The 17,168-nt window shown below is 40.4% G+C and carries 21 protein-coding genes; 4 read left to right on the top strand and 17 right to left on the bottom strand.

Annotation, left to right across the window (positions count from 1 at the left end; translation table 11 throughout):
• The first annotated feature begins 138 nt into the window (after positions 1-138).
• Positions 139-381, top strand: a complete 243-nt coding sequence (locus FBF75_RS12765; protein ID WP_003217440.1) for a DUF2626 domain-containing protein — start codon at positions 139-141, stop codon at positions 379-381.
• Between the two features lie 48 nt (positions 382-429).
• Here the strand turns inward: FBF75_RS12765 and FBF75_RS12760 are convergent, their stop codons facing one another.
• Positions 430-1,068, bottom strand: coding sequence for an MBL fold metallo-hydrolase (locus tag FBF75_RS12760; RefSeq protein WP_017357989.1), 639 nt, complete (start codon positions 1,066-1,068; stop codon positions 430-432).
• Between the two features lie 160 nt (positions 1,069-1,228).
• On the opposite strand from FBF75_RS12760, the gene FBF75_RS12755 reads away from it, so the two are divergent.
• Positions 1,229-1,402, top strand: a complete 174-nt coding sequence (locus FBF75_RS12755) for a DUF2759 domain-containing protein (protein WP_003217333.1) — start codon at positions 1,229-1,231, stop codon at positions 1,400-1,402.
• 223 nt (positions 1,403-1,625) lie between these two features.
• Here the strand turns inward: FBF75_RS12755 and FBF75_RS12750 are convergent, their stop codons facing one another.
• The 11 genes from FBF75_RS12750 to rpmG all read right to left on the bottom strand — a co-directional run bounded on the left by FBF75_RS12750 (position 1,626) and on the right by rpmG (position 11,323).
• Positions 1,626-1,940, bottom strand: a complete 315-nt coding sequence (locus FBF75_RS12750) for an MTH1187 family thiamine-binding protein (protein ID WP_008342314.1) — start codon at positions 1,938-1,940, stop codon at positions 1,626-1,628.
• 77 nt (positions 1,941-2,017) lie between these two features.
• Positions 2,018-3,271: an MFS transporter gene (locus FBF75_RS12745; RefSeq protein ID WP_136944811.1), complete on the bottom strand. Its 1,254-nt coding sequence runs from the start codon at positions 3,269-3,271 to the stop codon at positions 2,018-2,020.
• A gap of 330 nt (positions 3,272-3,601) precedes the next feature.
• A complete protein-coding gene (locus tag FBF75_RS12735) occupies positions 3,602-4,723 on the bottom strand; it encodes a M14 family metallopeptidase (RefSeq protein WP_079919861.1) in 1,122 nt (373 codons plus the stop codon).
• A gap of 84 nt (positions 4,724-4,807) precedes the next feature.
• Positions 4,808-6,727, bottom strand: a complete 1,920-nt coding sequence (locus tag FBF75_RS12730) for an LTA synthase family protein (RefSeq protein WP_017367600.1) — start codon at positions 6,725-6,727, stop codon at positions 4,808-4,810.
• Positions 6,728-6,939: 212 nt separating this feature from the next.
• Positions 6,940-7,893 carry an ROK family glucokinase gene (locus FBF75_RS12725; protein ID WP_007501244.1) on the bottom strand — a complete coding sequence of 318 codons (954 nt, stop codon included), beginning with the start codon at positions 7,891-7,893 and terminating at the stop codon, positions 6,940-6,942.
• A gap of 13 nt (positions 7,894-7,906) precedes the next feature.
• A complete protein-coding gene (locus FBF75_RS12720) occupies positions 7,907-8,110 on the bottom strand; it encodes a YqgQ family protein (protein WP_008342322.1) in 204 nt (67 codons plus the stop codon).
• Between the two features lie 70 nt (positions 8,111-8,180).
• Positions 8,181-9,719: a rhomboid family protein gene (locus tag FBF75_RS12715; protein ID WP_136944810.1), complete on the bottom strand. Its 1,539-nt coding sequence runs from the start codon at positions 9,717-9,719 to the stop codon at positions 8,181-8,183.
• 86 nt (positions 9,720-9,805) lie between these two features.
• Complete coding sequence (locus tag FBF75_RS19690) at positions 9,806-9,979, bottom strand: hypothetical protein (RefSeq protein WP_017367602.1); 174 nt, start codon at positions 9,977-9,979, stop codon at positions 9,806-9,808.
• Positions 9,980-10,079: 100 nt separating this feature from the next.
• Positions 10,080-10,403: a hypothetical protein gene (locus tag FBF75_RS12710; RefSeq protein WP_234909092.1), complete on the bottom strand. Its 324-nt coding sequence runs from the start codon at positions 10,401-10,403 to the stop codon at positions 10,080-10,082.
• Between the two features lie 160 nt (positions 10,404-10,563).
• Positions 10,564-11,124, bottom strand: coding sequence for a 5-formyltetrahydrofolate cyclo-ligase (locus tag FBF75_RS12705; protein WP_136944809.1), 561 nt, complete (start codon positions 11,122-11,124; stop codon positions 10,564-10,566).
• A 49-nt stretch (positions 11,125-11,173) separates the two neighbouring features.
• Entirely contained in the window at positions 11,174-11,323 is a 150-nt protein-coding gene (gene rpmG, locus FBF75_RS12700; RefSeq protein ID WP_008360061.1) for a 50S ribosomal protein L33, read from the bottom strand.
• A 451-nt stretch (positions 11,324-11,774) separates the two neighbouring features.
• Between rpmG and FBF75_RS12690 the strand changes: the two genes are divergently transcribed.
• Both FBF75_RS12690 and FBF75_RS12685 read left to right on the top strand, forming a co-directional pair.
• Positions 11,775-12,122 (top strand): hypothetical protein, encoded by a 348-nt coding sequence (locus FBF75_RS12690; RefSeq protein WP_003217285.1) that lies wholly within the window; start codon positions 11,775-11,777, stop codon positions 12,120-12,122.
• Positions 12,119-12,619 carry an endolytic transglycosylase MltG gene (locus FBF75_RS12685; RefSeq protein ID WP_008342335.1) on the top strand — a complete coding sequence of 167 codons (501 nt, stop codon included), beginning with the start codon at positions 12,119-12,121 and terminating at the stop codon, positions 12,617-12,619. Before FBF75_RS12690 ends, FBF75_RS12685 begins: the two co-directional genes overlap by 4 nt.
• Positions 12,620-12,663: 44 nt before the next feature.
• On the opposite strand, the gene pstB (FBF75_RS12680) is transcribed toward FBF75_RS12685, so the two are convergent.
• The 5 genes from pstB (FBF75_RS12680) to FBF75_RS12660 form a co-directional block, all read right to left on the bottom strand.
• The gene (gene pstB, locus FBF75_RS12680; RefSeq protein ID WP_017367606.1) at positions 12,664-13,446 is read right to left on the bottom strand and encodes a phosphate ABC transporter ATP-binding protein PstB; all 783 of its coding nucleotides are present in this window, start codon (positions 13,444-13,446) and stop codon (positions 12,664-12,666) included.
• Positions 13,447-13,461: 15 nt separating this feature from the next.
• Complete coding sequence (gene pstB / locus FBF75_RS12675) at positions 13,462-14,274, bottom strand: phosphate ABC transporter ATP-binding protein PstB (protein WP_007501258.1); 813 nt, start codon at positions 14,272-14,274, stop codon at positions 13,462-13,464.
• A 23-nt stretch (positions 14,275-14,297) separates the two neighbouring features.
• Positions 14,298-15,182 carry a phosphate ABC transporter permease PstA gene (pstA, locus tag FBF75_RS12670; RefSeq protein ID WP_035390827.1) on the bottom strand — a complete coding sequence of 295 codons (885 nt, stop codon included), beginning with the start codon at positions 15,180-15,182 and terminating at the stop codon, positions 14,298-14,300.
• Positions 15,182-16,108: a phosphate ABC transporter permease subunit PstC gene (gene pstC, locus FBF75_RS12665; protein ID WP_017357999.1), complete on the bottom strand. Its 927-nt coding sequence runs from the start codon at positions 16,106-16,108 to the stop codon at positions 15,182-15,184. Before pstC ends, pstA begins: the two co-directional genes overlap by 1 nt.
• 79 nt (positions 16,109-16,187) lie before the next feature.
• A complete protein-coding gene (locus FBF75_RS12660) occupies positions 16,188-17,105 on the bottom strand; it encodes a phosphate ABC transporter substrate-binding protein (protein WP_007501261.1) in 918 nt (305 codons plus the stop codon).
• Positions 17,106-17,168 lie beyond the last annotated feature (63 nt).

The following is a 17,168-nucleotide window of genomic DNA, read 5'->3' as shown; positions in this document are numbered from 1 at the left end:
TTTCATCACTTTTTCAAAAAAATTTTTTCTAACGAAAGAATGAATGTTCACACGTTGTCAAAAATGTAAATGTTTACATAACAAGTGATCATCAGCTATAATATGAATCAAAGGGGTTTTTTAAGGGGAGGGAAAGAAATGAATCGCATGTTCCGCGTTCTTGGGTTTTGGACGGGTATTTTTGCTGTCATGTTCTATTTAGGACATATGAAAGATGCATCCTTGCTGTTCTTCGGTCAAACCGTTCTTTTTGTATTTTTATCCTACTTGAATTTATCCGAAAGAATGTATATTTACATTTTCGGAGCGTACTTGACGATTTTCTTTGCCGGATTTACATATTATTCGATTTTCATCATGGTTCCCGGTACCGGACATTAATAGAAAAAAGCATCTCCTTTGAAAGAGATGCTTTTTTCGTGCGTGCGATTATAAAGAAAACCCATTGATAAACGGATTTTGCTCCTGTTCTGTAAGCACAGTTGTTTCCTCGCCATGTCCACTTAACACAAGAGTTGATTCTGGCAATGACAACAATTTGTCATGTATCGATTGAAGTAGCACGTCTTGATTACCACCCGTTAAATCAGTTCTCCCGATACCGCCTTGGAATAAAGTATCACCAGAAATCACAAATCCCTCTTCCGCTGAATAGTAAGACACACTGCCAGGTGAATGACCTGGTGTGTGGAACATTTCTAATGTAAACGATCCAATTTGAAGAGGTCCTTCTGACGTAATCAATTGTTCAGCTTCTTTGACCGTAATTCCGTTACCAATTAGTCGAGCTGAACCGTTTAGCTGAGCATTTGTCAGCCATTCTTTTTCCTTTTCATGGACATAAAGCGGAATTCCCCATTCTTGACGCACCTCATCTGCTGCACCAATATGATCAAAATGGGCATGTGTCAATAAGACAGCAAGAGGTTTCAGCTGTTTTTCTTTCACATAAGAAATTAGCTTTTGCGCTTCGCCGCCTGGATCAAAAATTAAACATTCTCCCTGTTCATTTTTCCAAATATATGCGTTCGCTTGCACATAACCTAGCGGCATTCTTCTCCAATTCATTTTCATCACCTACTACTTTTTTCATTCTTTTTTATTATGAAGGCTATTCAATAAAAATTCAAACAATCGTCAACTTGAATGTACTCGACAAGCTTTATGAAAACGGTTAAAATGAAAAGAAAGGAAATCAAGGGGATTGATGACAAAGGGGGACTTTCATATGATGCTCGTCATTATTTTTGGTCTAGTCACGATTTTAGCCGCTCTCGGCATCTATCGCTCACTCAAAAAAGTGAACGTACTGGCCATTGCTTTCGCTGGCGCCACATTTTTGGTTTTTGGATGGTTTACCGTCATGACCATCATCTATAGCGGTTATCCAACTGCACATTAAAAGCCTGCAATCAGCAGGCTTTCAGATTGTTGACAAAGGGCTAAAATGAACTTGATTTTAGCCCTTTGTCTTCTTTTTAGCGTGATAGAAAACCTTTTGCAGTCTAGGAAGGACGAGTACTGGCGCGGAGCGAATTTGATATTCGTGAGCACCAGCACGCAGGACTGACAACGAATGCGAGGGTTTGTCTACACGCTAAAAGCCTGCAATCAGCAGGCTTTTTCTATTGATTCAAATGTTTATTCACGCTTTCTAATTTGCTTGAAAGGGTGGTCGTTTGATCTCTTCTGTCATCTATGCGGATATTGGTTGCTACTCGGTGTAAACCCTTTTCAAATGGAGCTTCATGAATACGCTGAATGACCTCAAATAAAACGGATAGCTCCCCTTCAATTAAAGTATTCATTGGTGTGAGCTGATATTTGATTTTCCCTTCTTGTTGAAAGCCCTCTAACAGTCTTTGTACGTCTGCTACATAAGCACTCACGCTTGGTGTATCAGTGCCTATTGGAATGATGGTGACATCTGCTATCGCCATGGTTCTTGCTCCTTTCAATGATATCCTATTTCTTTCTCGTTCTCATTGTAACCCATCGTGATTCAAAAATGCCATGATCATGTGGCGTTTAAGCTTGGTTTGTCCCGTTCTATCGTCAAATCTGCTCTCTCTACCTTCCCAATATTCGTGAAAAGGAGCAAGCATATACCTGAAATAGCCTCTATCAGTCCTCCTGCTGCAATGACATAACCTGAACCGAATAACGTCGCCATATAACCACCAATGAGAGCGCCTAACGGTATCATTAAATACGAGATCATGTTAATAATCGCATACACTTGCGGCTGATCCTCCGCTTTTACTGACAATTGAATCATCGTATGTTCAGGTACATTGACTGCACTGATGGCTGCACCTAAGGCAAATGCAGATATAAACACAAGTGGTAATAAGGCATTCATCCCTGTAATGAAAAATGCAATTCCATCAACGATCCCTGCCCCGATAAACAACAGACCGTATCGATTCACTTTCACCTTTGTTAAAACGAATCCCATCAAAAATGCACCTAATGCCGTGGTCACTTTGATGAATGAATATACTACTGGTCCACTATGTAAATCTTCTGTTAAATAAATAACCGACAATGCCTCCCACGGTGCCGCAGCAAAATTGGAGCAGACACAAAAAATGGCTAATGGAAACAAAATATGATGACTTTTTACAAGTGAAAATCCCCTTATTAATCGTTTTCCGTATGATAATCCTTTTTTTCCTTTATCCATGATCGCTTCCGTTTTATATGTAATCAGCAAAACCAGTAAAGCGGACATGAGGTAAAGAGGAATAATCACAACCATTGTATATCCTACCCCTACAAATGCAATCATGACACCACAAATCGTCACAGTCACAAGCCTGACCACATGACTGGCTGATTGAATGGTTGCATTCGCCTTTTGTATCACACCTTCATGCACAAGCTTTGGAATAATGGACACCGAAGCTGGTTCATAGGAACCACCAGTCGCTGAATGCAGCAACATACCGCCAATGATGAGTGCCAAAGGAGAAAAATCATAAAAGTAACTCACCACAATCACAAGTATAATCGCCGCCCGAGTTAAATCAGCAAAGCACATCCAAAATTTCAATTGATGCGGCTTCATCATTGGGGTAATAAACGGCCCAATAATGGCTTGAGGGACAAAACTAACGGCAATAAAAAATGCTGTTCCAATTGCTCCCTTTCCCCCTAGCACTAAAAGCCACAAAATGGTATTAAAAGATAAACTATCAGCAGTAATTTTACACATTTTAGAAACAAATAGATAAGTAAAATTCCGTTTCCACAGGCTTTGAGCATTCAATCATCGACATCTCCCTAATTCATATCCTTTTTTTTACAACCACTCTTTCACAATAGCTTACAGGGATGCTCTCGTCAATCACATCAGCACGGTTTTTATTGACCATAAGAAATTGATTGGTTTGAACGGATTAAATGATTGTTGACAAAGGGCGAAAATGAACTTGATTTTAGCCCTTTGTCTTCTTTTCAGCGTGATAAAAAACCTTTGCAGCCCTAGGAAGGACGAGTACTGGTGCGGAGCGAATTTCACCTTCGTGAGCACTGGCACGCAGGACTGACAAAGAATGCGAGGGTTTGTCTACACGCTGAAAGCACCAATTAGGTGCTTTTAATACTTACATGCTTCCCACAATAACCGCTTTGTTTTTTCATAGATCGAATCAAATTGACTCATAGAAAGCGGGTTCTTACCTCGCCCAAGTTCCACCGTATAGCCCTCACTTTTACATTGATAAATAAACCAATCTCGATAACCTGCATAGCTATCAAGATATTGAATCGCTTTGTAACCACTCACCCGTTCTAACCGTTCGACCGTCTCTTTTGAAATGGCCGGTTCGTGGCCAAGAAAACCCCAGTATATCTCTTCTCCTTGTGTATGAAGGGCAATTAGCCGGTCAAAGCGTTTTCGTAAGGCGAGATGTGCCATTGCTTTCGCTTCTGGTTCTGTTAACGGCTGATGCCCTGGGAAATCCCTATAAGACGGAGCTTTCGGCTTATTACGATAATATTCGATTTCCCAATAAGCAGGAAATTGATTGTTTAGATCAATTCCTCGAATATTCGCCTTCCATTCTCGATAATCGGAAAATCCACCATTTAGCGGCGCGAACTCCTCACCGCACAGCCCTAAAGATTCTGGACCATTGCGAACCAAATCAACACCGTCTGGATTTACCATCGGGACAATAGACAAAGCAGTAGTCTGCAATATACGAACCGCTTCATGATGTCTTGCTTGCACTGGGTCAGAGGCCGCTAAACAAAGTGATTTAAGCCATTTTAATAAAACAGAGGTCGTGATCCATTCATTTGCATGAAAAGAGGCATTAACATGTATGGAATGTAAATGTTGTACAGGCTCCGTACGGATTTCATAAATGGGCGTATCAAGCACTGATTGACCAATCACACTCATTTGAAGAAAAGGAAAAACAGCTTTCAAATATTGAAGCTCTCCTTCTAAGTGAGCGCTATCATATTCAAATATTCCGCTGATCCAATCATCTGATTGCTGGAGCCGGTAAGGCGCTATGAAGCTTTGCACATCACCTACCGATTGAAATGAATGGGTCCCTTCTGGAAGTCTATACCCCGGTAAAAGGAGGTGATCCGTATTTGATTGATTGGATAAACTGAAAGCTTCTTTCCCTATACCAAGCTGCTTTGCCACATCCTCCTTCCTTGCTTCACCCAGATGCCATTCAATTGTGCCAAACGACTTTTTCATTTACATCCCTCCTCTCACACTATATGAACCAGTAAGTAAAAAAAGAAAACCTCTGCATGTAAATAGCAGAGGTTTTCTTTTAAATTAAGACGCCTTTTTTAGCTCAGTGTCATCTTCTTTTTTAGATGGTGAATGGTCCGAGTTGTTTCGGTCATAAAATCTAAGGAGATCTCCATAGATAATTTGATCAGAGAATTGAAGCTCCTGCTTTGCCTTTTCTTCATAAGACTGACAACCAGACTCATCTTCTCTCGGCTCACCCGTTTCTTTGTTGTAGCACACACCAGCTGTGAAAACACTGTCCTTCGTAATAAAACTTCCATCTCGAAGCACTGTGAAGTCATTTGTATCTTTTGATAATAGGTCATGACCAAATTGAATTTGCTTACTTGTATCGATTCCTAGAAGGTTCATGACTGTTGGACGGATATCCACTTGGCCGCCAACTGTATCAATCTCTTTTGGATGTTTATCCGTGATACCAGGAATGTGTACAACAAATGGTACTTTTTGAAGCTGAACTTCTTCAAAAGGTGTAATGTCTTTGTTTAAGAATTGTCCCATTGCTTCGTTATGGTTTTCAGAAATTCCGTAGTGATCACCATATAACACAAAAATGGAGTTATCGTATAACCCTGCTTCCTTCATTTTTTTAAAGAAAAGCTTTAGTGCCTCATCTTGATAACGCACTGTAGGGAAGTATTTGTTCAACGTTTTGCTCTTTGAGTCATATTCATCAATGAGCTTATCTTCTTCATCTAAGTCAAATGGAAAATGGTTCGTTAATGTAATCAATCTCGTATAAAACGGTTGCGGGATCGTTTTCATTAAATCCACTGACTGCTCAAAAAACGGACCATCTTTTAGTCCCCAGCCAACTGAATTTTCTTCATTTACATCGAATGATTTAATATCAAAAAATTTGTCGTAGCCAAAGCTGTCATAGATCAGGTCACGGTTCCAGAAACTTTTGTTATTCGCATGAATAACAGAAGAATGATAGCCTTCCTCTTTTAACAACTCAGGTGCGGCTTTGAACTCGTTGCTTGGATTTGTGAAAAATACAGCTCCTCTTCCAAGCGGATAGAGTGAATTATCAACAATAAACTCGGAGTCGGATGTTTTTCCTTGACCCGTTTGATGATAGAAATTACTGAAATTGTAGCTTTTCTTGATCAATTTGTTTAAGAACGGCGTGATCTCTTTCCCATTTAATTTTTCATTGATCACAAAGCTCTGGGTAGACTCAAGCGATACTAAAATGACATTTCGTCCTTTTGCTTGACCAAACGTCTTTTCATTACGGTCTGTTTGATTTGCGCTTACATAGTTTTCAATTTCCGTTAAGCTATTGCTGTCGGCAAGTGCTCGCTGAGCGGATTGCTTCGATTGCAGAACCCCATCATAAATATGGAAGTTATATAAGCTGATGTTTTTCACTAGCATCTCACGGTCAAATGAACGAGTTAACAGCTCTGGTCTTTCTGTTTCAGCCAGACCAAGGTTAAAGAAGAAAGTGGCTGCCACAAATAAATAATAAGCTGCACGTCCCTTACGTGAAATCATTACATCTGTTCTAAAGGAAGGCTGTTTTTTATAGAGCCAAATTAAAATGATGATATCAACAAACATCAGAAAATCAACTGGTTCAATTAAAGAGGTAATACTTGACCCGAGGTCACCCATATTGTTTGTTTGAAATAGGACGGGGATGGTTAGAAAATCACTGTAGAATCGATAAAATACAATGTTAGCTAACAAAATAAATGTCAGAACAAAACTCGTCACGATGATATATCGATTGCGATTTTTTTCTTTAAAGAATAAACCGATACCGAAGATAAACAAGAGAAAGCTAAGCGGATTAATAAACAGGATAAATTCCTGCATGAAATTTTCAATTTTGATATTAAAGCTAGATTTATAGATAACATAGGTTTTCACCCACATTAACAAAGTCGCAATCAGTAAAAATGACATCGCCTTTAATCTTTTCTTTCGCATTGTAACCTCCTTATGCTAAAAACGCACTCAGGTTAGGGACATCCCCAATTATTGGTGCTTCTTCAAAAATAACTAAAGTATATCTTATCCTGTCTATGCTGGAAAATCAATGTCTTTTTCCCCATGACAAACTTATGAATATGCTAAACATTCAATTTCATGCCTATCTATCGCTGATTTTAATAAAAATGACATCATTATGACATTTTTGTTCAAGACAGCCACTTGTTTTTTGCCATCCATGCACCGCCGATCACGCCTGCATCGTTTCCTAGTGAGGCAATCACCACTTCAACATCCTCAGCACATGGCGGGAAGGCATGATGTTTGACGACACGCTCTACTTTACTGCGAAGAAGCTCGCCCGCTTTAGATACACCGCCGCCAATGACGATTTTTGTTGGGTTTAAGGCACTGGCTAGATTCGCAAGGACCAGACCAAGATGGGTTGTTACTTCATCTACGACACGCATCCCAAGTTCGTCTCCGTTTTCTGCTGCCTCAAATACATCCTTTGCAGACAGCGAAGTAAGTGAGCCAAGTGATGATGTATGGCTCTTTGTTTGTAATGTATCCTTTGCGATTCGGACGATACCTGTAGCAGACGCAATGGTTTCAATACAGCCTGTTCTCCCGCAGTTACATGGTGCTCCTTGAAATGGAACGGCACAAATATGACCAATTTCTCCACCAGCACCTGTTTCGCCTTGAACCACTTCTCCATTGACAATAATACCGCCGCCAACCCCTGTGCCCAGTGTAACCATCAGGATGTTTTTGGCGCCATCACCTGCACCCTTCCACATTTCACCGAGTGCAGCAATGTTTGCATCATTTTCAATGACAGATGGAAGTCCTGTCTCTGCCTCTAAATGGTCTTTCAAGGGATAGTTTGTCCAGCCCAGATTCGTTGTTTTATAGACAATTCCGGATACTTTATCCACTGGTCCAGGTGCCCCCATACCGATCCCAATTAGGGCTGATTTCGGCATGCTGATCTCAACTAGTTTATGGTCAATTGACTTGGCAATGTCGACTGTAATTGTCTGCCCAGATTTATCCGTAGGAATCTCCCACTTATGCTGAATTTCACCATAAAGATTAATAAACGCAAGCTTAATTGTCGTACCGCCAAGATCAACTCCTACAAACCAATCCCCTGTCATATGTCCTCCACCTTCACATTGTTTTTCGATTTAATTTGGCTAGTTCCATTTGAAGGATGGTCATTGCGTTTGACCATTCAGTTCGATCGATGATGCCCGATGTGTACATTTCCTTCAATTCATCTGCCATAAATTCTAATTCCACTTCACGATCTCCGAAATACACGTAATTTCCAAATCTCATGAGCAGCTGCTGTACATCATATAACGTTTTCATTATTTTCACCATTTCTCTAAATCAACAGATAGGATAAGCGTATTCATAAATACGCTTTCAGTCAAGTCATTCAACGTGTTTGAGTGTTTTCAATATATTGTTTCAACTTTAAAAATTGGTCATTTTGCGGATCTTGTTTTAATGCTTTTTTGATGAATTCGTCTGCTTCCGCTGTCTCGCCTTTTTCTACATACAACAACGATAAGTGATACAATTTATTCGGCTCATTTGGATCTTTTTCAAGCGACTTTTGCAAATACTCAATGGCCTTGTCAAGATGTCCAAGCTGCGCTTCGGAAAGCGCATATATATGAAGTGCTTCAGCTGAGGCATCCTTTTGCTTTACATATTCCTCTAGACGCTGACTTGCTTCGCTATAGTGCTTTTCATCAAATAAACTCGCTGCCTCGCTAGTTGCCGCCGCTTCTTTTTGATCGTCTGAATGAAACCCTGTATACAATCCAAAGCCGCCAATAAGGAGGAGAAGAAGACTAGCAAGAAGCATTTTGACAGGCTGAAACTGTTTAGGAAGACGGACCGCTAAAGCGGCTAAAAATCCCCCAGCGAGCCCCCCAAGATGCCCTGCATTATCAATCCCTGATACAGTGAAACCTATCCCTAAGTTGATGAGGATAATCACGATAATATTTGTCCCCATCGTACGAAAGAAGAGCTTCCGGTTAGAAATCGCTAAATATAACAATGCGCCTAAACAGCCAAAGATCGCACCTGATGCTCCTGCTGCGATGGCTGTATTAAACACAAAGCTTGCTATGGAGCCAAAGATGCCGGAAATTAAATAAATGAGCAAAAATCTTCCTGAACCATAAATTCTCTCAACAGCCGCTCCAACGGACCAAAGAGCAAATGTATTAAAGAGTAAATGCGTCAAACCAATGTGTAAAAACATAGGTGTCACAAAACGCCACCATTCACCCTCTAAAATCAGCATATTATTTTTCGCACCAAATGCTGTTAAAGTGGCTGTATTGGTACTTCCACCAGATAATTCAAGTAAAAGAAACATCACCACTTGAACTGCGATTAACAAGTAGGTAAAAATCGGTCTGCCATTTTGAAAAACAGCCCGTTCTCGTTCACGCTGCTTTTCCTGATCTTGAAATGCCTGAAGCACGTTCATTTTAAGCTGCATCACATCTTCGGCTGTATCTGCTTTCGCCTCTTCTACATCAATCGAAAGTGATGTATTCAGCCATTTTTGCAGCTCGTGTCCATCGTTTTGAAGGGTTTCTTCATTCAGTAAAACAGGTGTCACCGTCACCTTTTGCTGTTTTTGCGGTTGACCGTTTATGTCTTCCCAATCATCTACTGGATGATCAGCTGTAAATTGTAGCTGCAGGAGATGGAGAGAACGTTTACGCATGGCTTCTCTCAACTGATTCATCCGAAAGGCCTGCTCTTCCATATCTCGAACGATCTCCTGTCTAAAATTCACATCTTTTCTATATAGACGGATGAGATCATATCCTGAGTTTCGTGGTGCTTCAAAAAAGATTTCATCTTCTGGGTACGGACTTTGAATCATCTCGTATCCTTTTTGTCTGAGTTCATCAATCACTCGCCAAAATAGACTATCTATGACATTCATTCATTCGCGCTCCATTTTTTACATTATTATAGCAAGAATTACTCTTATACGCATTTCTCAACAAAAAAATCCCGGCTTTTGCGGGATTAGAATGCTTGGCGAATAAATTTCGTCCGAAAATATGGGATTTTCATCAGCCATTTAATAAAAAAGTGACGCACTTGGTTTTGACCTAAGATCAAATTCATGAGCCGATAACGATTTTGCACAAGAACGAATGCAAACAGTGTGAACACAATGCTCCAAATCATTTTATTCATCATATTCCCTCCTATGTTCGTATCGTGGCTTAAATAGGATTTGTTTATGCATGAACCATCATTTTTATCGCTGACAATGGCCTCTTTTATTAGTCAGTTTTCACAGCCTAATCCCTTGTTCTTTTGATTGAATATAAAACTCTTCTCCATACTCTGTGTGAAGATAAGCTACATCAAATTGTTGAAGATCAATCAAATCCTTGAACGTATGAGGCAGCTTACCATTCCACTCTAACTCTTCGATCTTGTGCGGGAAGTTGTGATCGTTTGGATTTGGTGTATGGATATATACTGCGTCAAATGCAGGATCTTGTTCGTAAATACAAATCCATGTTTGATATGGCTTTTCAAAACCTTCAAGCAGCTTGAGTGTTCTATTGTACAAGGCGACATGAGCTTTAATATGCTCTCTTCTTATTTTCAAGCTATTTTTCCCAACACCCCAAAAATCAAGATGGGTATGAAAAAAATCGAACCAATAATCATGATCAAGTTGTAAGTCAAAAGTATTCACTTCGACCAACGCATCAAACCAAACAGTCTCAACACAAAAAAGCCCGTTCTTACGCATAAGCAGCGGACTTTTACTTTTGATAAAATGTGCCTTTCTCACTGACCATGATAGATACTGGTATGTCATGCGGTTCAGCTGGAAGATGGTCTACTTGCTGAACAGAGAGGCAAAGAGCAAGCGTGGTTCCATGATAATCAGCTAAATACCGGTCATAATAGCCGCCTCCGTAACCGATACGGTAGCCGCGCTGATCGAAGCACACCCCAGGAACAATGATCAAATCAATGGCTTCTTTATGTACAACTGTAGACTCAAGAGGGTCTGGCTCCAATAGTCCAAAGTAGCTGGATGTCATCTTTGTTTCAGGTGTATATTCATAAAACACCATCTCTTTTGTTTTCGGAAAACAGGTGGGAATACAAACTGTTTTTCCTTCTTCCCACGCTTTTTCAATCAGAGGCATTGTCGGTATTTCTTTTCCCCTAGACATAGTCAAAGCAATCGTTTTCGCCTGTTTCCATTCTGACAGCTGCAGCACGTGTTCATGAAGTAGAGAAGCGTGGCGATTGAACTCTTCAGCGCTTATCTGATCAAGCATGGCCAATGTTTGAAGGCGGAGCTCCTTTTTCATACAGGTTCATCTCCCATCATAAAAAAACAGCAGGAAAATTCCCTGCTGCTTACTTTGTTTCACGATGTAAAGTTTGTTTTTTATCACGTGAGCAATACTTTTTGAATTCAACGCGATCTGGATTGTTTCGCTTATTCTTTTTAGTAATATAGTTACGCTCACCGCATTCAGTGCAAGCTAGAGTAATATTTACGCGCATGTTTTTCCCTCCAAACTAAAATCAATTCACATTCAGACCTAACTATAATACCACTTCTAGCTAAGGAATGCTAGAATGTTTTTTCACCAATTTCATTTTTCAATGCATTCCACCCGCATCCTGATCCATATTGTCTGGTCATGTGATGAAAAATCGCCTTCTCCCCTATAAAAACACGTTCTTTGTCGTACTGTATACATGAGAACCCCTTCTTTGTTCCACAGCTTTTTTTCATCTGATCCGTCTTCTTTTATTTTAACAGCGGGCAAGGTTTTCATACTTGGTTTCCCTATAAAAAGAAAAATGATGAAAAAAAGGTGATTTTTTCAGCAATTCCTTTTGAAACTAGCTTTTTTATGGTATAAAAAAGAAGGGTCGAAAACTGTCTGAAACAATCATGAGAGCCTTTTTTGGCTTTCAGCATTAAAATATGAATAAAAGGTGATGAAACATGGAAATTGCAATTATCGGATTGCTTGTTGTCAGTATTGTACTGATCGCATTCTCATATTTTCAAAGAGAGCCGATTAAAGAAGTCGAACAGGAACTTGAAACACTTCAACTATCTGCAATGCAAGAAATCTATAAACTGAAAAAGAAAATGAAGGTTCTTGAAGAAGAATTGCTTGAAACAAACATCGTTGTCCGCAAGCATTCAGAAATTGATCCATCTATTGCAAGACAAATCATTTCAAAGCATCAAAATGGCATGTCTCCTGAGGCGATTGCGCGCGCTGAGCATGTATCTGTAGAAGATGTGAACATGATCATTAAAGACAACGAGAGGGTGCTTGTATGACGAAAAAAAGCATCCAAACGTTTGCAGCAGGTATGATTCTTGCAACTGGTGTTCTGGCGATCGTCTTTTTCCTTACTGGAAAAGATGAAGCGGCAGCTGATTCTACAACAAAAGAAACCCTCGCAGCAAAAGTGACAGACACTGACGTGAAAAATTACTTAGACTCTAAAAAAGAAGTCTCCGTCAGCCGTGAAACATATCAACAACTTCTTGATTATAAAGAAAAAGCGCTGAAAGCAAATGAAGACGGCGATTCTCAGAACGATAAACAAACAACGGACAAGCCAAAAGGCAAAACGGTTAAATTCGTGATTAAAAACGGTATGAGCACAAGTGATGTTTCAGACATGCTTGAAAAGGACGGAATCATCAACTCATCTAAAGATTTTAATGATTACGTGATAGACGCAGGCTACCATAAAGAAATTCGTGCCGGCAAATTCAATTTAAAAACAGGTATGACATTCAAACAAATTGTCAAAGCCTTAACAAAATAACATCAAAAAACCCCCTGGCGGCATTGACCTCCAGGGGGTTTTGATTATCCAAATCGTCCTGATATATAATCATTTGTTCTTTGATCATTTGGCTCTGAGAACATCACATTCGTATCATTGACCTCAACAAGCTCGCCCATCAAGAAGAACGCTGTTCGGTCTGATACCCTTGCCGCTTGCTGCATATTATGCGTCACAATGGCAATCGTATATTTCTCTTTCAATTTCATGATTAATTCTTCAATCTTTAATGTTGAAACAGGATCAAGCGCAGATGTTGGTTCATCCATTAATAGAATATCCGGGCTTGTGGCAATGGCTCTTGCGATACAAAGACGCTGCTGCTGACCGCCGGAAAGACCTAATGCAGGCGCACTTAATCGATCTTTCACTTCATCCCAAAGGGCAACATCACGAAGCGCTTTTTCAGCGATTTCTTTCAATTGCTGCTTGCTCTTCACCCCGTGAATTCTTGGCCCGTAGACGACATTATCAAAGATAGATTGAGGGAATGGGTTTCCTTTTTGAAAGACCATTCCGACGTTTTTACGCAGTTCCACTAGATCGACACGGCCTTTTAAAATATTGTCACCGTTATACATCATATCCCCGGTGATTTTCACACCTGGCACTGTTTTGACCATGAGATTTAAGGTCTTTATAAATGTTGACTTTCCGCAGCCGGACGGACCGATAATCGCTGTGACCTCATGCTCTTTAATGTCTAAATCAATATGCTTCAGTGCGTGATGTTGTCCGTACCAAAGGTTCATATCATTCACACGAAACACTTCTTTTTTGGCTGTTTCAGTTGCTACTGCATTCATCAAAATCCACCCGCCTTATCCGAATCGACCATTAATATAGTCTTCTGTTTTTTGCTGCGCAGGACGTGTAAAGATACGTTCAGTCGCATCGTATTCCACTAGATCACCGTTCAGGAAAAAGGCTGTATGATCAGATACACGTAACGCTTGCTGCATATTGTGTGTGACAATGACAATCGAATAATCATGTTTTAATTCCGATAATAGCTCTTCAATTTTTGCATTTGAGATCGGGTCTAAGGCAGAAGCCGGTTCATCTAATAAAAGCACGCTAGGTTTCATCGCAAGGGTACGTGCAATACAGAGGCGCTGCTGCTGGCCTCCTGATAATGATAAGGCAGAGCGGTGCAAGCGATCCTTGACCTCATCCCATAGCGCTGCCTTTGTTAAGCTTTCTTCTACCGCATCATCAAGCACTGATTTCCTTTTTTCACCCGCATATTTTAGCGCATGCGTAATGTTGTTGTAGATGGATTTAGGAAATGGGTTTGGCTTTTGGAAGACCATTCCGATTTCTCTTCTTAAATTCACCACATTAATACGGTCATCCAAAATATTTAACCCTTCGTACATGATCGCCCCTTCACTTCGTGCACCTGGAATTAGGTCGTTCATGCGGTTAATGCTGCGTAAAAAAGTCGATTTTCCGCACCCTGATGGGCCGATTAATGCAGTAATTGCATTTTTTTCAATTTCAAATGAAATTTGATTGACTGCTCTTTTTTCACCATAATAAATACTTAAATCCTGCACCTGTAGAATCTGTTCCGCTTGAAGTGGAGCCTTTTTTGCTGCAATCTCTTTTTTTTCTGCTAGCATTTGAACCATATCCCCTTCACACCTCTCACTATTTATTTTGACGTAAGCTTCTTATGAATAAATGAACCAAGCCATCTAGCTGCTAAGTTGAATACTAATACAGAGAGCACAAGTACGGCTGATGCACCATTTGCAATGGCCTCTGCATCTGGAATAATCCCCTGTGTATTGACGTTCCATATATGAACGGCTAATGTTTCTGCCGGTCTAAAAATATTCAGTGGTGACGTATCGGAGAAAGGACTCCAGTTTGTAAAATCAAGACGCGGTGTTGAAAGACCTGCTGTGAAAAGAAGAGCAGCCGCCTCACCGAAAACTCTTCCCGATGCTAAAATCGCTCCTGTAATAATGGATGGAATCGCACCTGGGATCAGAACCGTCTTCACTGTATGCCACTTTGTCACACCGAGCGCAAGCGATGCTTCCTTTTGATCCTTCGGTACAGATCGAAGTGCATCTTCTGTCACCCTGACCATCACTGGCAGATTAAAGACAGTCAGCGCAAGGGCTCCTCCGATGATCGTATAGCCCCATCCTGTTAAATTAACAAACATCAGCAAACCAAACATACCGATGACGATCGATGGCAGAGACGATAACACTTCAATACATGTACGAATAAAATCAGTCACTTTGTTTTGAGGTGCATATTCTGCCATGTACACCCCACCGCCCACGCCAAGAGGCACAGTAAACAGCATCGTAATAAATAGAATGTAAAACGAGTTAAACAGCTGATCCCTGATACCGCCGCCAGAGCCAATCGCACTTGAGCGGGTAGTCAAAAAGTCAAAATTTAATTCTTTGGCACCGTTGAAGATGATATAAGAAAACAAGCCAACAAGTATCGCCGTAATAATGACGGCACATAATCCAAAAACGATTGTGGCAAAACGATCGGTCATTTTGCTATTCATTAAATCTTCCTCCTAGATGACAAGTATCTGATAATGAGTATGAACATAAATGATACAACTAGAAGGACAAGTCCCATTGACCAAAGTGTATTGTTTTCAACACTTCCATACGTTGTATGTCCCATGTTTAACGTAATAATGGTTGTTAATGTACCAGCTGTGTCCATAATACTTTCTGGTAGATTACGCGTGTTTCCAATGACCATCTGAACGGCAAGGGCTTCTCCAAATGCTCTTGCCATTCCAAGCACGACTGCTGTCATTAATGTCGGAAGCGCTGCCGGTACAAGAACACGTCTGATCGTTTGCCATCTTGTTGCGCCTAATGCATACGATCCCTCACGTAAACTTTTTGGAAGTGAAGCCATTGCGTCAGTTGCAATGGATGTAACAGTTGGCAGAATCATAATAGACAGGACAATCGTTCCTGCTAAAACACTGTGCCCTGAACCGCTTGACTTGAAGTGTCCAATAAACGGCACCAATACTGTAAGACCTATGAATCCGTAAACAACGGATGGAATCCCTACAAGCAGTTCAATCACTGGCTGGAGAATTTTCCGTCCCCATGCAGGTGCAATTTCTGTCATAAAGATCGCTCCTGCGATGCCTAGCGGTGCTGCTATAAGTGCTGATAGAAGCGTGACAGCGATTGAACCAAAGATAAACGGAAATGCGCCGTATTGCGGATTTTCTGCTGTAGGGTTCCAATTGATACTGGTTAAGAACTCAATTGGGCTTACACCATTTACGATGAAAGATTGTAAACCCTTAATGCCAAGGAAGATTGTGATGGCAATTGATACAGCAATCATTAAGAATGCGCAAAATTTCACCAAAATACTTCCTCTTACTTCATCCATTTGCCTATTTTTTTTCGAGCTGATCAGTCGATCGCTCGCTTCTGTATGTTCTATCTGTTTCATCTTTTTCTACACTCCTATGAATGTCATAAAAGGAAAAGTGAAAAGCTCCACTTTTCCTTCATCATCAATTCAAGACCTTTTACTTATCTGTTTGTTTGCCTGTTGCGTCTCTTTCTACTTTCATATTAGAGACTGAGATGTAGCCTTGGTCTTTCACGATTTCTTTTTGTACTTCGTCACTCATCAAGTAATCTAAAAATTGTTTTGCTAAACCGTCTGGCTCACCTTTTGTATAAGAGTGCTCGTATGCCCAAATTGTATATTTACCGCTTTCTACATTGCTTTCTTCTGGTTTCACACCATCAATGCTAAGCGGTGTAATTTTGTCATCTGTTAAATAAGAGAATGCTAGATACCCAATCGCACCTGGTGTTTCTGCAATCAACTTTTTCACTGTGTTTGAAGAATCCTCTGTGATTCCTTCTGCAGGTGTCGCGCCGTCAAGTGCATATTTCACAAATGTTGCACGAGTTCCTGATGAGTCTGGTCTGTTCACAAGTGTGATTTTTTGGTCTTTCCCGCCAAGCTCTTTCCAGTTTTTGATTTTACCAGTGAAGATTTTTTTCAATTCGTCCTTTGTGATGTCTTTGACACCAACTTCAGGGTTAACAGCTGCGGCCATTCCAACAACTGCTACTTTGTGGTCTTTTAAAGCTTTTGCGTCGATTCCGTCTTTCTCTTCTGCGAATACATCTGAGTTCCCAATTTGTACAGATCCTTCTGATACTTGAGAAAGTCCTGTTCCTGAACCGCCGGCTTGTACTTGAATATCGGCTTTTGGATGTTTATCCATGAATTTTTCTGCTGCCGCAAGAACTAAAGGCTGCATCGCAGATGATCCTGAGATGGTAATGGAACCTGATGCCTCATCTTTGTTTGAAGCATTTCCTTTACTGTCTTTTGAATCTCCGCTTGAGCTGCTGTTTCCGCATGCTGTGACGAATGCTAACAATGCGATAGTAAGGAAAGTAAGCAGCCATAATTTGTTCTTTTTCATTTCAAGAATACCCCCTGAATAATTTGTCCTACGAGTAATACATTAAAGGTTCTTTATTAATTT

It is taken from the genome of Bacillus sp. S2(2019) (assembly GCF_005144805.1).
GTDB lineage: Bacteria > Bacillota > Bacilli > Bacillales > Bacillaceae > Bacillus > Bacillus altitudinis.
The sequence above is the reverse complement of the archived record's forward strand: the minus strand, read 5'-3'. Positions and strand labels throughout refer to the sequence as shown.

What these genes read in the sequence shown, in the direction of transcription:
- FBF75_RS19690 (WP_017367602.1), bottom strand. Translation starts at nt 9,979, where the DNA reads ATGAATAAAATGATTTGGAGCATTGTGTTCACACTGTTTGCATTCGTT.
- FBF75_RS12715 (WP_136944810.1), bottom strand. Translation starts at nt 9,719, where the DNA reads ATGAATGTCATAGATAGTCTATTTTGGCGAGTGATTGATGAACTCAGA.
- FBF75_RS12735 (WP_079919861.1), bottom strand. Translation starts at nt 4,723, where the DNA reads ATGAAAAAGTCGTTTGGCACAATTGAATGGCATCTGGGTGAAGCAAGG.
- FBF75_RS12690 (WP_003217285.1), top strand. Translation starts at nt 11,775, where the DNA reads ATGGAAATTGCAATTATCGGATTGCTTGTTGTCAGTATTGTACTGATC.
- FBF75_RS12765 (WP_003217440.1), top strand. Translation starts at nt 139, where the DNA reads ATGAATCGCATGTTCCGCGTTCTTGGGTTTTGGACGGGTATTTTTGCT.
- FBF75_RS12685 (WP_008342335.1), top strand. Translation starts at nt 12,119, where the DNA reads ATGACGAAAAAAAGCATCCAAACGTTTGCAGCAGGTATGATTCTTGCA.
- pstA (WP_035390827.1), bottom strand. Translation starts at nt 15,182, where the DNA reads ATGAATAGCAAAATGACCGATCGTTTTGCCACAATCGTTTTTGGATTA.
- FBF75_RS12760 (WP_017357989.1), bottom strand. Translation starts at nt 1,068, where the DNA reads ATGAATTGGAGAAGAATGCCGCTAGGTTATGTGCAAGCGAACGCATAT.
- pstC (WP_017357999.1), bottom strand. Translation starts at nt 16,108, where the DNA reads ATGAAACAGATAGAACATACAGAAGCGAGCGATCGACTGATCAGCTCG.
- FBF75_RS12750 (WP_008342314.1), bottom strand. Translation starts at nt 1,940, where the DNA reads ATGGCGATAGCAGATGTCACCATCATTCCAATAGGCACTGATACACCA.
- FBF75_RS12755 (WP_003217333.1), top strand. Translation starts at nt 1,229, where the DNA reads ATGATGCTCGTCATTATTTTTGGTCTAGTCACGATTTTAGCCGCTCTC.
- FBF75_RS12725 (WP_007501244.1), bottom strand. Translation starts at nt 7,893, where the DNA reads ATGACAGGGGATTGGTTTGTAGGAGTTGATCTTGGCGGTACGACAATT.
- FBF75_RS12705 (WP_136944809.1), bottom strand. Translation starts at nt 11,124, where the DNA reads ATGAAAAAGGAGCTCCGCCTTCAAACATTGGCCATGCTTGATCAGATA.
- FBF75_RS12720 (WP_008342322.1), bottom strand. Translation starts at nt 8,110, where the DNA reads ATGAAAACGTTATATGATGTACAGCAGCTGCTCATGAGATTTGGAAAT.
- FBF75_RS12730 (WP_017367600.1), bottom strand. Translation starts at nt 6,727, where the DNA reads ATGCGAAAGAAAAGATTAAAGGCGATGTCATTTTTACTGATTGCGACT.
- rpmG (WP_008360061.1), bottom strand. Translation starts at nt 11,323, where the DNA reads ATGCGCGTAAATATTACTCTAGCTTGCACTGAATGCGGTGAGCGTAAC.
- pstB (WP_017367606.1), bottom strand. Translation starts at nt 13,446, where the DNA reads ATGAATGCAGTAGCAACTGAAACAGCCAAAAAAGAAGTGTTTCGTGTG.
- FBF75_RS12660 (WP_007501261.1), bottom strand. Translation starts at nt 17,105, where the DNA reads ATGAAAAAGAACAAATTATGGCTGCTTACTTTCCTTACTATCGCATTG.
- pstB (WP_007501258.1), bottom strand. Translation starts at nt 14,274, where the DNA reads ATGGTTCAAATGCTAGCAGAAAAAAAAGAGATTGCAGCAAAAAAGGCT.